The sequence below is a fragment of the Rothia nasimurium genome (assembly GCF_928381415.1).
Lineage (GTDB): Bacteria > Actinomycetota > Actinomycetes > Actinomycetales > Micrococcaceae > Rothia > Rothia nasimurium_H.
Genome location: NZ_CAKMSF010000003.1, coordinates 218978 through 233660, shown reverse-complemented (window position 1 = coordinate 233660; position 14683 = coordinate 218978). Strand labels below are relative to the sequence as shown.

Sequence of the window (14683 nt, the reverse complement as noted above, 5' to 3'; positions counted from 1 at the left end):
CTAGGGTGAAGCGGGCTCTTCCCGCTGGGCAGGTCTCGCATCTTCTATGCTTCTAGCCGGTGGGCGTATCGATTCCCACCCACTGCACGCTGCCGTCGGTGAGTTCTTGTTCTTTCCAGATGGGCACTTCTGCTTTGATGCGGTCAGCTGCCAGGGAGCAGGCGGTGAAGGCTGTGCCGCGGTGGGCTGCTGCCGCAAGGACAGTGAGGGCGGATTCGCTGATGGGGATGGGGCCAACGCGGTGGGCTGCCCACAGGCGCACGCCGGGGATTTCGCCCGCAACAGTGTGCAGGACGCGCTCCAGGTAGTCGGTTGCCTGCGGGTGGGCGGTATAGGCCAGGGCCGCTACAGGCTCCCCGTGGTCGTGGTCGCGCACGATGCCGTCGAAGACGACCAGGGCGCCCATGGCGCGGGTCATGGTCGCTTCTTTAGCTCCTGCCAGGAGCGGTTCGAGGGGGTCTTCGGTAATGGAGGCGTGAACGACTGTGGAGTCCACCGGTTCGAGCGGACGCCCCGCATAGGGGTTGGCTCCTGTGGAGCCTGGGTGGTTAGTGGTCATGGTAGTCCTCTAGCTGGCGGCAGATGTGGGTAACGAGGGGTTCGAGCACGGCACAACCGTCTTTGACTCCCCCGGTGGAGCCGGGCAGGGTCATGATGAAGCTGGTGCCGATGACGCCTGCGATTCCGCGGGAGAGCACAGCGGCGGGGGTGTTTTTGAGACCCTGATTCCAGAAGGCGTGCATGATACCGGGAACTTCTTTGGTCAGGTGGGGGCGCACAGCTTCGACGGTTGTATCGTCTGAGTTGAGGCCGGTTCCGCCGCTGGTCAGGATGAAGGTGGGTAGCTGCCCTGAGGCCACCAGCCGGTCGAAGTAGGCGGGCATGTCGGCGTCCGCCACTACGACAGCGTCGGGGGTTTCAAAGCCCTGGTCGCGCAGCCAGGCGACCGCTAGGGGGCCGGATTTATCTTCGTAGATGCCGCGGGCGGCCCGGGTGGAGGCCACGATCACTAGGCCGGTACGGTTCTCGGGCAGGGTGTAGCTGCTGCTCACTGCTCTACCTTCCAATCACCGGATTTACCGCCGGTTTTTTCCAGTACCCTGATATCGGTCAGTACGGCCTGCTTATCAACGGCCTTGATCATGTCGTAGACCGTCAGCGCCGCCCCGGAGACAGCGGTGAGGGCTTCCATTTCCACCCCGGTGACGCCGCGGGTTTTAACCAGAGCCTCGATGCGGATACGGTCGGGGTGCCGCTCAAAGTCGATGGTGATTTTGCCCAGGGGCAAGGGGTGGCAGAGTGGGATGATCTCGGGGGTTTTCTTGGCTGCCATAATACCGGCGACGCGGGCCACGGGCAGGGCGTCCCCCTTGGGCAGGTCGGCGTCGAAGATTTTATCGATGACGTCCGCCCGGGTGATGACGTAGCCTTCGGCTATAGCGGTGCGGGTGGTTTCCTTCTTTTCGGTGACGTCAACCATGTGGGCACTGCCGTCGGCACGCACGTGGGTGAGGTTTCCGTTGGGGGTGGGGGCGGTCATTGTCCTTGGCTTAGCCTCTCAACACAAAATTAATCAGTATTTACTATACGTGATTTGCTGGCAGGGGTGTCTATCTGCACCTCACAGGGCAATATACCGCACCAGCTCGCCGCCGCGATAGGTACGCCCGGGTTCCAGCTCCACCAGGGCATCGGCGCGGGCTGCCTGTAGTAGCAGGTGGGAGCCCGTAGCCGCGCTCGGGGCCAGCAGGGTCAGGACGCTCCCGTCCGGCTGGACCTGCCGGGTCAGCTGAGCCCGCCGGTACTGGGTTTTACCTTCCGGGGCAGCAAGGGGGGCTTCGAGCACCAGCCTGCCACGGGCGTCCTCCCGCTCTTCGCCCATCAGATGAGCCAGGGCTGGCCGCAGCAGCAAGTGGTAGCTGATGAGGGTACTGACCGGATTACCCGGCAGGCAGACCACCGGCAGCACCCTGCCAGCAGGAAGACCCAGCAGGGCCAGGCCCTGGGGGCCGCCGGGCTGCTGGGTGGCGTGACCGAACCAGTGCGCAAGCGCCCGAATCGTGCCGCCAGCAGCAGCGCCCCGAGCGGCAGGGTTAGCAGCCAGGGCCGCCAGGCCCAGACGAACCACCTCGTACTTACCATGGCTGATACCACCGCTGGTGACGATCGCATCGGGCACCCGCTCTGCGAGCGCCCTGCCTAGGGCCGCAGTAAATTTTTCAACAGAATCACCGATGGGTAGGTGGTCGGTGGTGCAACCGTCCTGCTCGGCAAGGGCAGTGAGTACCGGCCCGTTGGCATCAAATATCTGCCCCGGGGCCGGGGCAGCACTGGCGGGAGCGACCTCGTCGCCCCCGGTAATGATGAGCAGGTGCAGGGGGCGGTAGACCTCCACTTCCCCGATCCCCTGGGCAGCCAGGGCACCAAGCAGGGCCGGAGTCAGACGGCTACCAGTGTCAGCCAGGAGCTGACCGGCGGCAACGTCCTCCCCCACGCTGCGCACAAAGGTACCGGGAGAAGCCTGCGGTAGCTCAACCTGCCCACCCTCGCCCACAAACCCGGCGGCGTCCGGCTGCCCTCCCAGCGGGCGGCTGCGCTCAACCGGCACCACGGTGGTGTACCCAGCAGGCACAGGCGCACCGGTCATAACGGGGTAGACCACATCATCAGCCACCGGCAGCCCGGTCGCAGGCGACCCGGCTGGAATATCGGGCCCTACCCGAAAGACACGGCAGTCACCCTGCGCCGCTGCATCGGTCAGCGCATAGCCGTCCATCTGGGAGTTGGCGAAGGAGGGCTGTGGAATCAAGGCGTAGAGGGATTCGGCGAGTTGGCGCCCGGCGGCCTGCTGGAGGGGTAACCGCTGACTGGTGGGGGTGACGGTAGCAGCGACCAGTTCACGAACACAGGCAGCATAGGCGCCCGGCACGATACTCTCCCCCGCGGGGAGCAGCCGGTCAAGGGTCTCTTGGGCTTGTGTCATGCTCGGCGGTTTCCTTTCAGTCGGCCCAGCCAGAGGGCAAAGGCCCCGGCGGCCAGCAGGCCCAGGTAGAGAGCGATCAGCATGAGCGCCGCCCCCAGGGCAGCATCCATGCGGTTAGAGCTTAAAGCCAGGTCAATAGCCAGCGGAAGAGTGCGGGTCACACCCTCAACATTCCCAGCGAAGGTGACGGTGGCACCGTACTCCCCCAGAGCGCGAGCAAAGGTCAGGACGGCTGCCGTCAGCAGCCCGGGGGCAGCCAGGGGCAAGAGCACACGGGCAGTAACCTCGGTGGGGCTCGCTCCCTCAAGCCGGGCAATCTCGGCGTATTCAGGAGGCAGCGCTCGCAGTGTGGTGACTAGGGTGGCCACAAAGAAGGGCAGGGCTACAAAGGTTTGGGCCAGGACCACAGCCAGCGGGGTGTAGGCCACCGAGAGGCCTGCCGTTTCAAGCCAGGAGCCGAGCAGCCCTCGCCTGCCCCAGAAGAAAAGCAGAGCCAGACCAGAGACTACCGGGGAGAAAATGATGGGGGTGTAGATCAACCCGTAGAGTGCCCAGCTCAGGCGGCGAGCGCGAGACTGCTCGAGTACCGTGGCCAGCACCAGGGCTGTAGGGGCGCCCAGCAGAGCTGATACAGCGGTGGCAGCTAGAGCGGTGAGCACCGAGAGCCGGACGGCAGCCAGGGCAGCTGGTTCTGCCAGTAGCTGGGGCAGACTCCCCCAGGGTGTACGAACCAGGAGGGACAGTAGGGGACCCGCGATGAGTGCCAGGGTGAGCAGGGTGGGAAGCACGGCGTGCACGGGGACGGATGTAAAGGAGCTGGCCCGCCCTCGTGGCGGCTGGGTGGGTGCGGGGCCGGGTGTGCTCATGGTTCTAGTTTAGGCAGGTTCGAAGCCGTAGTCGGCCAGAATCTGGGCGGCAGCCTCAGAGGTGGCCAGCCAGTTCGCAAAGTTTTGGGCGCTTTCCTTACCTTGACCGCTGCTGGTGAGGGCTAGGGGGTAGGCGTTGCGTTCGACCTGGGGCAGGGTGATGACGGTGATATCGTCGGTGGCTGATATAGCGGTGGCGTCGGTGGAGTAGATGAAGCCGGCATCCACCTGGCCGGTGGATACCTTGGTGGAAACTGCCGAGACGTTAGCTTCTTCGGTGGAGGTGGCTAGCTCTACACCCTGGCGGGTAAGTTCCTGGTGGGCCAGGCGTCCGCAGGGCACCTGCTCGGCGCAGATAGCGGTCAGGACGCCGGGTGCAGCCAGGTCATCAAGGCTATCAATGGCGGCAGGGTTACCTGGAGCAGTTGCCAGCACCAGGGCGTTGGTGGCAATAGTCTCAGGGGTCGAATCGGCGAGCTCTTCAACCTTTTCAAGAGCCTGGTTCATGGTGGTGCTATCGGCTGTAATCAGCAGGTCGGGAGTAGCGCCTTCGACCATCTGCGTAACCAGCTGGGATGACCCTGCGTAGGTGGCAGTGACAGAGACCTGCGGGTTTTCTTGACGATAGGCCGCTATGAGCTCATCGCCCACACCTCCTAAGGAGGCCGCCGCAAAGAGCTGTACCTCAGCGTCCTGCCCCTGTGGGGAGGTTACTGCTCCCCCGCAGGCGGTAAGGCCCAGCAGAAGGGGGACGAGAAGGGTGCTCAGGCGGCGCATGGGGTCTCCAATGACGGGGTAACAGTGGCTAGCAGAGGGTCTTTGTCTATAGATTAGTGTAGAGCCAGGTGGTGTTCTTCACCCGGTTTAGCTAGGCTAAATATTACATCTGAAATACCGATTAAGATTTGTGAAAGTGCGGGTATGCCCCAGTCTTCAGCCCTCAACCCCCCGGTGCCCCTGGGCTCTTCTATCCCGGTTGTGACCGGCGGTGCCAGTGCAGCTGCACACCCGGGCGTGCCCTCATCAGGCCCCCTTGCCGACCGCTGGGGTCGAACCGCTACCGATCTGCGCATCTCTCTGATGGACAAGTGCAACCTGCGCTGTGTCTATTGCATGCCCGCTGAAGGCCTCAACTGGCTGCCCGGCACACAGCTTCTGACCCTCGATGAGATCACCCGGCTGGTGCGGGTGGGCGTACGAGAACTAGGTATAGAAGAGGTACGCTTTACCGGTGGCGAGCCCCTAGTACGAGCTGACCTCAGCGACATTATTGCTGCCGTCCGCGCCGAACACCCCCACCTGCCCATCGCCCTGACGACCAACGGCATCGGACTCGATAAAAAGGTAGATGCCCTAGTTCAGGCCGGGCTCAACCGGGTCAATGTCTCCCTAGACACCATCTGCCCCGAAACGTTCGCTCAGCTCACCCGCAGGGATAAGCTAGCCTCGGTACTCACAGGTATTGAAGCCGCAGCTGCCGCCGGGCTCACCCCCCTCAAAATCAACGCGGTCCTCATGGCCGGCGTCAACGATGAGCAGGGCCATGAACTCCTCACCTGGGCTTTAGAGGGCGGCTACCAGCTCCGCTTCATCGAACAAATGCCCCTGGACGCCGACCACAATTGGACCCGCGAAGGCACCATCACCGCCGAGCAAATCCGCCAGCGCCTGGCCGACCACTACGACCTGCTGCCCCACGGGCGTCCGCGCGGGGCCTCCCCCGCAGCCCTCTGGGACGTCTACCCGCTCGGTCACGCAGCTACAGCAGAGCCCCTGGGGCAGGTGGGTATCATCGCTTCGGTGACCGAGCCCTTCTGTTCAGCCTGCACCCGAACCCGCATTACCGCCGACGGCAAGGTGCGGTCCTGCCTCTTCTCCCTGACCGAGACCGACCTTATGGGTGCCCTGCGCGGCGGGGCCAGCGATGCTGAACTGGCCCAGATTTGGCGCGGAGCCATGTGGGCCAAGCCCAAGGCCCACGGCAAAGATACGGTCGGCTTCGATGCCCCCGATTTCACCCAACCTACTCGATCCATGAGCGCCATCGGCGGCTAAGATTCAAGGACTACCCCATGCAGATTAACTTCTTCGCTGCGGCCCGGGCAGCAGCGGGCATATCCAGCCTGACAGTGGAACTCGGCCAACTCCCCACCCCCACTCTTGCAGGTCTCCAGACCTACCTGGCACGCGAATTCACCGGGGCCACCCCCTCGGGTCAGACCCTGGCCGATATCCTGCCCCGCTGCACCTTCCTGGTAGACGGGGTTGCAGCAAGCCCAGAAGCCCAGAATGATTCTGCCCTTCTGCAAGAGGCCCAGCGCTTGGACGTCCTGCCGCCCTTTGCTGGTGGATAGGCAGCGCTTATGACCGATGTGAAGTTTTCAGCCTTGATTTTGGCAGGCGGACGTTCCTCCCGTCTGGGCGGGGTGCCCAAGGCCCTCCTGTCGAATGGCTCGTCCACCCTGCTTGAACAGGCCCTGGCAGCCTGCACCGGGGCCGCTGCCCGGGTTGTAGTGGGCCCAGCAGAACTGGCCCTACCCGCAGGCGTCCTACAGACCCGGGAAGAACCGGTCTTTAGCGGGCCAGCAGCCGGTATTTCTGCCGGGCTTACGGCCCTGGCAGCAACCCAGCATGACGTTTCGGTACTCTCCCACCACTGGGTGCTGATACTTTCCTGCGACCTACCCCGCGCCCGGGCCGCTGTGCCCCTACTTTTGCAGGCAGCGGCGTCCGCACCGGAGCAAGTGACCGGCTACTGGGCTGTGGCGGAGGGTATCACGCAACCCCTGCTGGGTATCTACCGGGCTACTTCCCTAGCCCCGGCCTTTGGGGGAGAAACCGCCAACGCCTCCGTCCGCCGCTTTCTCAGCCCCCTTGAACCCGCCGAGCTAGAACTGCCCGCCGAACTCACCGCCGACGTCGACACCTGGGAAGCCGCCCGCGCTGCTGGCTACACCCAGGTTCCCCCTACCCCCTAAGGACAGCACCGTGCACCACACCAGCTGGCAGCAGGCCAGGCAGCTCCTGCACCAGGCAGGGGCGACCCTTGCTCGAACCGATGAAAAGGTACCCCTCGCCCAGGAGGCTATCGGCAGAACCCTGAGCCAGGACGCCCGCGCCCTGCTGCCGGTACCCCACTATGATTCCTCAGCTATGGACGGCTACGCCACCGCCGGTGCCCCACCCTGGCAGTTGCTCACCCACCCGCCAGCAGCAGAGGGCGAGAATATCCACCAGCGAGTTCTGCCCCTAACCCCCGGCCAGGCTACCCCCGTTCTGACCGGCGGGCTCATCCCCCCGGGCACCGACGCCGTACTCCGCCAGGAACACGCCCTAGTAGACGGCAACACGCTCAGACCCGACCCCAAAGTTTTTGGTCAAGGCTATCCGGCACTCGGTGCCGACATACGACGGGCAGGTGAAGAACTTTCAGCCAACAGCACGGTACTTCCCACGGGAACACCCATTACCGCCCGTCATCTCGGAGCCCTCGCCACCCTCGGCCTTGACACCCTCACCGTCACCGCCCGCCCCACCGTCGCTATTGCCTACACCGGCAACGAAATAATTACCTCCGGCCTCCCCGGCCCCGGCCAGGTGCGCGACGCCTACTCCATGGCCTTCCCCCACATCATCGAAAACCTGGGAGCCAGCGTTAGCAGCGTCCGCCGTCTGCCCGACAGCAAAACCCAGCTCACCAACTGGCTCACCGCCACCGGCTCCGACCTGCTACTTATCACAGGCGGCTCCTCTACTTCCACCGCAGACTGGGTACGCCGCGCCCTGGCTGACCTAGACGCCAGCTACCTCTTCGAATCCGTCGCTATCCGCCCCGGCCATCCGGCCCTGGCCGCCCGCCTACCGGCCAGTAGCAACCCGGCGACCCCACTCGTCCTGGGCCTACCCGGCAACCCCCTGGCTGCCTACACCGCCCTCTACTCCTACCTACTCCCCTGGCTCGCAGGCACCACCGGTGAGCCCCTCACCGAACTGCCCACCGGCGTCCTGACCCACCCGGTACCCGGCTACCGCAAAGAGGATCTAAGGCTCATCCCCGCACGCCTTACCCCCACAGCCGAGGGAAAAGCGCTGATCCCCCTGCCCAAGACCCAGTCCCATATGCTCACCTCCTTTGCCACCGCCGACGCCCTTGCGCTCATCCCACCAGACGGAGCTGCTGCCGGTCAGGCTGTCTCCTACCTTCCTCTTCCCAGCTAGCCCCTTACCGGGGCGGCGCCGTCAGTCTCAGGGCACAGCTTAGCTTCCGTCACACAGCTCAACACTTCCCAGGGCCTGTTAGACAGGCCCTATAATTGAGAACAGCCCGAGCCCACCCCCAACAGACCGGAGCACCGCGTGCCCAAACCAAAACTTGGCGATGTCGCTGCGCTGGCAGGCGTCTCCCCCACCACCGTCTCCCGGGTACTCAACAACCGGGGCTACCTTTCCGAAGCCACCCGCGTCAAAGTTTTCGACGCCATGCAACAGCTGGGCTACCGGCCCAACGCCATCGCTCGATCCCTCCAGGGGCAAAAAAGCCAGCTCATCGGCCTGGTCTTCCCCTCCGTCGCCAACCCCTTCTACGGGGAGATGGCCTACCGCCTTGAATCCCATCTAGCCGATATCGGCTACAAGACCATTCTCTGCAACAGCAACGACCACCCCGAATCAGAGCAGCGCTACCTCGATATGCTCATAGCCAACCAGGTCGATGGCGTCATCACCGGTGCCCACTCCCAGGTTGTCGCCAACTTTCCCCACCTGGGTGCGCCCCTGATCACCATCGACCGGCAGCACACCGGCCGGGGCCCCAACATCAGCTGCGACAACTTCGACGGAGCCTACCGGGCCACCCGCCTACTCCTTGACGGCGGGGCCACCAATATCCTGCACATCACCTCAACCATCTCCCTCGATAACGCCCGCCAACGCGGCTACCAGCTAGCGGTCACCGAAGCCGGCTACACCCCGCATATCCTCGAACTGGGCTTCACCACCCCGCAGGCCACCAAACGCGAGCGCATCTTCACCTACCTCGACGAGCACCCGCAGGTTGATGCTGTCTTCGCCTCAAACGATGTCTACGCTGCCATGGTGCTGGGCTATGCCCGCTCTAGCGGCCGGCAGGTGCCCAATGACTTGCAGGTCATCGGCTTTGACGGCACCGAAACCAGCCGGGCTCTCCTGCCCGAGCTAACCACCGTCGTGCAGCCGATCGACGCAATGGCCCAGCGGGCCGTCGCCCAGCTCATGCACGCCATGAACGGCGAAGAAAAAGAGCTCACCGGCAGCGATACACTCCCGGTGAGCCTCCATGAGGGGGCAAGCACCCGCTCCCTGCTCTGGGCAGAGAGCGCGGTGGCGTAAGCTAACGCCCCCTGCCCGACCTCTCAATGATCTCTATTCTTTGACACATAGCGCACTCATGAGCGCCCCTGAACAGAGAAAAAAGAATATTACTTGCTTCTATGGTGGTCGTGAAGCGACACCTGGGTCACCGGCGCCGGGTGCAACATACCCAGGGCGGGCTTGCCGCCCTTGAAACGGAAGAGCTCAACAAACCCGTGGCGGGCATAGAGGGAGGCTGACCGGTAGGTAGAGGCCTCCAGGTAGGCGGGTACCTCGCCCAGGCGCTCGCGGCGGTAATCCAGCAGGTGGGAGCCGATACCGTGCCCGCGGGCGTCCTCGTGCACCCCAATGGTGTAGAGGTACCAGTGGTCGAACTTGGGGCGGGCTGCCAGCAGGCGCAGCTCGGTGACGGTGGCACGGGCCAGACCTTTCCCCAGCACCCGGTAGTAGTCGGGCAGGGCCTTAATGTCGGCTAGCAGGTTACCTTTCTGGGCCTCGGGCGAGAGCCAGAGGGCAGCACCCAGCACCTTGCCGTCGGCAGTGACGGCGATATCGATAGTGCCCTTCGGGGCGTAGGTGGTGCGCAGCTGGAACTCAAAGAGACTGCGGACGGTCTCGGTGCGGCCGTCCCCGCCCATGGCCTTGTTCATGACCGGGTCGTGCTCAAAGGCGTTGGTCAGCGCCTCGATGACGCCGGGGTAGTCAGCTTCGGTCGCTTCGCGCACGGTGAAGTCGTAGGTTTGCTCGGGCATGGAATCCTCCTGGGTACGGTGTTACCTTTCAAGGTTACTCTGTAGCTGAGGTGATCGGAGGAATCTGCGTCTTGGCTCGTGACCCTCTTGCTCCTCGCCCGGGGGCTCGTCGCAATTCACGCCAGCCCCGAGCCAACGAGCTGCGACGCAGATTCCTTCGCCCCCCCCTCGCACAAAGCAACCCGCCCCGTGCCCGTCCTTACTATCAGGACGGGCACGGGACGGGTGTTCTTCCCTGGGAGGGTTTTAGACGGCGGCAGTCTTAGCGGCTACGCTGACCAGCTGGTCGCGACCAGCTGCCACAGTTGAACCTGCGGCGGCAGCCAGAGCGGTTGAGTCAACAGTCTTCTTGGCGTTGGTGATCACCAGCGGGGTGGTCAGGGGGTAGCCTGCGGCCTTGATGGCGGCCATGTCGAACTCGACGAGGACGTCGCCGCGCTTGACCTCCTGGCCCTTTTCGACCTTGGGGGTGAAGTGCTTGCCGTCCAGCTCGACGGTGTCGAAGCCGATGTGCATGAGGACTTCTACGCCCTTGTCGGTGCGCATGCCGATGGCGTGGCCGGTGGGGAAGGCTACGGTGACCTTGCCGTCGGCGGGTGCGTAGAGCTTGCCTTCGGTGGGTTCTACGGCGGCGCCGGGGCCCAGGGCACCAGAGGCGAAGGTGGGATCTGATACCGCGGAGAGTTCAACGGCGGTGCCGTTGAGGTGGGCGGTCAGTTCGTAGCCTTCGGTGGCGGACGCGGGGGCGGACGCGGCGGGAGCAGCTACAGACGCAGCAGCAGTTGCGGGAGCGGCGGCTTCAACTTCTTCTTCGGCAACCTGGCCGGCGAAGACGCGCTTACCGTAGATGAAGGAAGCGCCGGTGGAGAGGACGGCCGATGTGAGGACTGCGATGATGAAGCCCATCCAACCCATGCCTTGGGCAGGGTCGATGGAAGGCAGACCCAGGAAGCCAGCAGCACCCAGGCCCGATGCCTTGACACCGAAGAGAGCAATCAGGGTTGATGCAACAGCTGATGCGCCCATTGCGATGTAGAAGGGCCAGCGCAGGCGGATGTTAACACCGAAGATGGCCGGTTCGGTAATACCGAGGAAGGCTGAAGGAGCGGTAGCACCCGCCAGGGCCTTCATCTTCTTGTCCTTGGTGGTCAGGTAGACGCCGAGGGCGGCACCACCCTGGGCGACGTTAGCCATGGAGGCGATAGCGAAGATGAAGGAACCGCCTGCTGCCAGTAGCTGCAGTTCGATGGGCGGGAAGGACTGGTGCAGGCCGGTGATAACGATCGGTGAGTAGACCAGACCGAAGAGGAAGCCGCCCACGGGGCCAGCTGCGGTGTAGAGCCAGTTGATACCTTCACCGAGCAGGGTGCCCAGCTTGAACATGGGCGGGCCGACCAGCATGAAGGTGGCAAAGCCAGTGATCAAGAGGGTGAGGGTAGGGGTGAACATGAAGTCAATGGTGCCCTTGAGAATCTTGTGGAAGAACTTCTCAACGTTGGCCAGGATGAAGGCGACCAGGATGACGGGCAGAACGGTGCCCTGGTAGCCAGCCTGCTGCACCTGAATACCGAAGACGTCCCAGTAGGTCATGGTGCCGTCTTCGAGGGCGGCAGCCACGTTGTAGCCGTTGACCAGGGAGGGGAAGACCATGGCAGCGCCCATGGTCATACCCAGGTAGGGGTTACCGCCGAAGACCTTGGTAGCGGTGAAGCCGACCAGGACGGGCAGGAAGGCGAAGGCGGCTGCGGAGAGCAGGTTGACAATGCCTGCGAAGCCTTCCCATGCGGGGTAAAGCTCAATCAGTGACTTGGTGGGGTCAAAAATCTTGGGTGCGGTCAGCACGTTGTTGAGTGCCATGAGCAGACCGGTACCAACCAGCACGGGGATGATCGGCAGGAAGATTTCTGAAACGACCTTGATGAAGCGGGTAAAGAGGTTACCCTGGTTCGCAGCGACGTTCTTGAGTTCGTCCTTGGAGACCTGCTTCATACCTGAAGCGGCCATGTGCTTGTAGACCTCGTCAACGTCGCCGGGGCCCACGATAATCTGGAACTGGCCGGAGTTGTTGAAGGTACCCTTGAGGTCCTCGTCGTTGTCCAGGGCGTCCTGGTTGATGACGTTCATGTCTTTGAGCACCAGTCGCAGGCGGGTGGCGCAGTGAGCGCCTGCTGCGATGTTGTCCGTTCCGCCAACGGCGGTGAGGACTCGCTCAGCCACGGATTTATGATCCATGTCTTCTCCTTGGTGTATGGGCCTGGCTCCCCTAAGTGGTTGGTTCAGCCTCGGCGCGAGTGTGTATGTTTTGCGTAAAAACAAACATGCCAATCGTTTGACATACTAGCACCAAAAAAGGGGCCAAAACAGCCCCTTACAGAAGGTCGGTGACCACCTGCGTTAGGTGACCACCGACCCTATCTCAAGCTTTGTTTTAGCCCTTGCGAGCTGCGGTGATGAAGTCAGCACCGGCTGCTACGTCGCTTCCTGCGTTGGCAACTGTCAGGTCGGCAACGGAGCTCTTGGCGTTGGTGATAACCAGCGGAGTAGTCACTGGGTAGCCTGCAGCCTTGACCTGCTCCAGGTCAAACTCCACCAGCACCTGGCCGCGGGTGACGGTATCACCCTTCTTGACCTTGGGTTCAAAGAACTTGCCGTCCAGCTCCACGGTATCGAAGCCTACGTGAATCAGGATTTCCAAGCCGTCTGCGGTACGGATGCCGAAGGCATGGCCGGTGGGGAAGGCGACAGTTACTTCGCCGTCTGCGGGAGCCACAACCACACCTGCGGTCGGCTCAATGGCGGCACCGGGGCCCAGGGCGCCTGAGGCGAACATCTGGTCGCTCACGCCGGCAAGCTCGACAACGGTACCGTTCATGTGGGCGGTCAGAGCGGACGCGCCAGCTGCGGACGGTGCTGCCGCGGGAGTAGCTGCGGGAGCGGGAGTCTGCGCTGCGGTGTCGTCGCTACCGCCGAAGAGCTTTTTGAAGAAGCCTGCCATGATTGTCACCTCATAGTGGTTGGGAGTGGTGGGGCCGCTGTGTGCGGCGTCTCCACCAGCCTACCATCGTCGCTAACCTGTGAGACAGGTCTTACTGTTTCCTGCCGGTGCCAGGTCACGGAAAATTTTTCGCCCCGTGCACTAAGGCACCGGCGCCATTTACCCTAGTCTTCTACAAGTCGGGCAGCTTCGAGGCTCAGCACGGCCGCTTTGTCTGCTACCAGGCGGACGGTGCGCTTAGCTCCGGTGAAGTAGGTTCGGGACGAGAAGACGGAGGCTCCCCCATCGAGGAAGAGTTCAGTTCCGGAGGCATCGACCAGCAGGTCGAAGGTGCGGGTAGCGCTGTGCTCTAGGGTGCGGTGGCGTTCTGCCCCGCCCACGGTGTAGCGGCTGCCGGTGCGGTCCAGGTGGGCGCCGTCCTCGCTCAGGGTCAGCACCAGGGCCTGCCCCGCGGCGTCCTCCACGATAATCTGCACGGGTTCAGCTACCGCTACCTCACCGCGCAGGCGCCAGACGCGGGCGTCCGCCAGTTCTGCAATCTCGCCGTGAGCTGCGGGCACAACAGGGGCGGGCGCCAGGGCGCTATCAAGCTGCTCCACGGGGTTCTGGTAGACGCGGCCAGCACGCAGGGTGAGGCGGCGGGGGTAGGTCTGCATGTGCACCCAGTGGTTGTCCCAGGAGGGCTGGTCGTCCTGGTCGGCATTGCCGAACCAGCCCTGGAGCACCGCGTGGGAGCCGTCCTTCCCCACTCCGTGGAAGCACTGGGGGGCGTAGAACTCGGTACCGGCGTCCAGCTCGGTGAAGGGGGTGGTGACCTCAAAGTGGGTGCCGGTGAGGGTGCCCACGATGTAGCCGGTCTGGAAGATGTTGTTGTATTTCTCCCCGTCGGCCTCCATACCCTGGGGGCTGAAAATCAGCACGTCCTTGAGCTCGCCGGTTTCTTCGTCGCGCAGCTGAATCAGGCCGGGGCACTCGTACATGTAGCCCAGGTTGGCCAGGGCGGGGTCTGAGAAGGTGAGCTCCCCGTCGAATGTCCAGGTGCGGCGGTCAGGTGAGGAGTAGAGAACCACGGCCCCGGTTTCGTCCTCGCGCTGGGCGCCAATGACGGCGTAGAAGGTGCCCTCGCGTTCAATCACATGGGGGTCACGGTAGTGGGCGGTGTAGCCCTCTTCGGGGCCGTTGATAAAGACCTCCTGCTTAGTGAAGGTCTTGCCCTGGTCGGGTGAGGTGAAGAGTACCTGGTAGGCTTCCCGGTTGCCGTCGGCGTCCTTGACGTTGCCGGTATAGAAGAACTCAAAGGTGCCGTCCTCGCCCACGAAACCCGAGCCCGAGTAGCAGCCGTTCTTATCGAACCAGTCGGTGGGGGCGATGGCGGTGCCGCGGTCCTGCCAGTGGGTGAGGTCGTCGCTGGTGGCATAGCGCCAGAAGACGGCGCGGGTGGGGTGCACCGGGGAGTACTGGTAGAAGGCGTGGTAGGTGCCTTCATGATAGATCAGCCCGTTGGGGTCATTGAGGCGACCCACGGGCGGTGCTAGGTGCAGGGCCGGGTAGTCGGGGTCGGTGCGCACCCGCTCGTGGTAGGTGGCATAGGCTTGCTCTGCGGCTGCGAGCAGTTCGGCGGCGTCCGGACGTCCGGGCTTAGTCACGCGGGGCTCCTTGAGTGGGTGCGGTAACGGGTTCTGTCAATCGTTGATCATATCCAGCTTACCCCCTGTCCTCTCCCCAGGTCTTAGGTCAG

General features: G+C 63.6%; 15 protein-coding genes. 5 read left to right on the top strand and 10 right to left on the bottom strand.

Annotation, left to right across the window (positions count from 1 at the left end):
• Positions 1–52: 52 nt before the first annotated feature.
• From L7A20_RS04705 to modA, 6 genes are all read right to left on the bottom strand, one after another.
• On the bottom strand, positions 53–559 hold the full coding sequence (locus L7A20_RS04705) for a molybdenum cofactor biosynthesis protein MoaE (RefSeq protein WP_237194739.1): 507 nt from the start codon (positions 557–559) through the stop codon (positions 53–55).
• Positions 549–1052, bottom strand: coding sequence for a MogA/MoaB family molybdenum cofactor biosynthesis protein (locus tag L7A20_RS04700; RefSeq protein ID WP_237222579.1), 504 nt, complete (start codon positions 1050–1052; stop codon positions 549–551). The genes L7A20_RS04705 and L7A20_RS04700 overlap by 11 nt, the downstream gene beginning before the upstream one ends.
• On the bottom strand, positions 1049–1540 hold the full coding sequence (moaC, locus tag L7A20_RS04695) for a cyclic pyranopterin monophosphate synthase MoaC (protein ID WP_237222578.1): 492 nt from the start codon (positions 1538–1540) through the stop codon (positions 1049–1051). The genes L7A20_RS04700 and moaC overlap by 4 nt, the downstream gene beginning before the upstream one ends.
• A gap of 81 nt (positions 1541–1621) precedes the next feature.
• Positions 1622–2983 (bottom strand): molybdopterin molybdotransferase MoeA, encoded by a 1362-nt coding sequence (locus L7A20_RS04690; protein ID WP_237222577.1) that lies wholly within the window; start codon positions 2981–2983, stop codon positions 1622–1624.
• The gene (locus L7A20_RS04685; protein ID WP_237222576.1) at positions 2980–3849 is read right to left on the bottom strand and encodes an ABC transporter permease; all 870 of its coding nucleotides are present in this window, start codon (positions 3847–3849) and stop codon (positions 2980–2982) included. Before L7A20_RS04685 ends, L7A20_RS04690 begins: the two co-directional genes overlap by 4 nt.
• A 9-nt stretch (positions 3850–3858) precedes the next feature.
• Complete coding sequence (modA, locus tag L7A20_RS04680; protein ID WP_237222575.1) at positions 3859–4626, bottom strand: molybdate ABC transporter substrate-binding protein; 768 nt, start codon at positions 4624–4626, stop codon at positions 3859–3861.
• A 144-nt stretch (positions 4627–4770) separates the two neighbouring features.
• Here modA and moaA point away from each other — a divergent pair, with 144 nt between their 5' ends.
• From moaA to L7A20_RS04655, 5 genes are all read left to right on the top strand, one after another.
• On the top strand, positions 4771–5904 hold the full coding sequence (gene moaA / locus L7A20_RS04675; protein WP_237222574.1) for a GTP 3',8-cyclase MoaA: 1134 nt from the start codon (positions 4771–4773) through the stop codon (positions 5902–5904).
• Positions 5905–5921: 17 nt separating this feature from the next.
• Complete coding sequence (locus tag L7A20_RS04670; RefSeq protein ID WP_237222573.1) at positions 5922–6203, top strand: MoaD/ThiS family protein; 282 nt, start codon at positions 5922–5924, stop codon at positions 6201–6203.
• A gap of 9 nt (positions 6204–6212) precedes the next feature.
• Entirely contained in the window at positions 6213–6827 is a 615-nt protein-coding gene (mobA, locus tag L7A20_RS04665; protein WP_237222572.1) for a molybdenum cofactor guanylyltransferase, read from the top strand.
• Positions 6828–6837: 10 nt separating this feature from the next.
• Complete coding sequence (locus L7A20_RS04660; RefSeq protein WP_237222571.1) at positions 6838–8067, top strand: molybdopterin molybdotransferase MoeA; 1230 nt, start codon at positions 6838–6840, stop codon at positions 8065–8067.
• A gap of 138 nt (positions 8068–8205) precedes the next feature.
• Entirely contained in the window at positions 8206–9216 is a 1011-nt protein-coding gene (locus tag L7A20_RS04655) for a LacI family DNA-binding transcriptional regulator (protein WP_237222570.1), read from the top strand.
• An 89-nt stretch (positions 9217–9305) separates the two neighbouring features.
• Here L7A20_RS04655 and L7A20_RS04650 read toward each other — a convergent pair whose 3' ends face one another.
• The 4 genes from L7A20_RS04650 to L7A20_RS04635 all read right to left on the bottom strand — a co-directional run bounded on the left by L7A20_RS04650 (position 9306) and on the right by L7A20_RS04635 (position 14591).
• Positions 9306–9950 (bottom strand): GNAT family N-acetyltransferase, encoded by a 645-nt coding sequence (locus tag L7A20_RS04650; RefSeq protein ID WP_237222569.1) that lies wholly within the window; start codon positions 9948–9950, stop codon positions 9306–9308.
• Positions 9951–10196: 246 nt separating this feature from the next.
• Entirely contained in the window at positions 10197–12182 is a 1986-nt protein-coding gene (locus tag L7A20_RS04645; protein ID WP_237222568.1) for a sucrose-specific PTS transporter subunit IIBC, read from the bottom strand.
• A gap of 196 nt (positions 12183–12378) precedes the next feature.
• Positions 12379–12945 (bottom strand): PTS sugar transporter subunit IIA, encoded by a 567-nt coding sequence (locus tag L7A20_RS04640; RefSeq protein WP_185174253.1) that lies wholly within the window; start codon positions 12943–12945, stop codon positions 12379–12381.
• A gap of 164 nt (positions 12946–13109) precedes the next feature.
• Complete coding sequence (locus L7A20_RS04635; protein WP_237211934.1) at positions 13110–14591, bottom strand: glycoside hydrolase family 32 protein; 1482 nt, start codon at positions 14589–14591, stop codon at positions 13110–13112.
• Between the last annotated feature and the right edge of the window lie 92 nt (positions 14592–14683).

Bases quoted from the DNA above. Each gene is read 5' to 3' on its own strand.
- L7A20_RS04705 (WP_237194739.1), bottom strand. From the start codon at position 559: ATGACCACTAACCACCCAGGCTCCACAGGAGCCAACCCCTATGCGGGG.
- moaC (WP_237222578.1), bottom strand. From the start codon at position 1,540: ATGACCGCCCCCACCCCCAACGGAAACCTCACCCACGTGCGTGCCGAC.
- L7A20_RS04690 (WP_237222577.1), bottom strand. From the start codon at position 2,983: ATGACACAAGCCCAAGAGACCCTTGACCGGCTGCTCCCCGCGGGGGAG.
- L7A20_RS04685 (WP_237222576.1), bottom strand. From the start codon at position 3,849: ATGAGCACACCCGGCCCCGCACCCACCCAGCCGCCACGAGGGCGGGCC.
- modA (WP_237222575.1), bottom strand. From the start codon at position 4,626: ATGCGCCGCCTGAGCACCCTTCTCGTCCCCCTTCTGCTGGGCCTTACC.
- moaA (WP_237222574.1), top strand. From the start codon at position 4,771: ATGCCCCAGTCTTCAGCCCTCAACCCCCCGGTGCCCCTGGGCTCTTCT.
- L7A20_RS04670 (WP_237222573.1), top strand. From the start codon at position 5,922: ATGCAGATTAACTTCTTCGCTGCGGCCCGGGCAGCAGCGGGCATATCC.
- mobA (WP_237222572.1), top strand. From the start codon at position 6,213: ATGACCGATGTGAAGTTTTCAGCCTTGATTTTGGCAGGCGGACGTTCC.
- L7A20_RS04650 (WP_237222569.1), bottom strand. From the start codon at position 9,950: ATGCCCGAGCAAACCTACGACTTCACCGTGCGCGAAGCGACCGAAGCT.
- L7A20_RS04645 (WP_237222568.1), bottom strand. From the start codon at position 12,182: ATGGATCATAAATCCGTGGCTGAGCGAGTCCTCACCGCCGTTGGCGGA.
- L7A20_RS04640 (WP_185174253.1), bottom strand. From the start codon at position 12,945: ATGGCAGGCTTCTTCAAAAAGCTCTTCGGCGGTAGCGACGACACCGCA.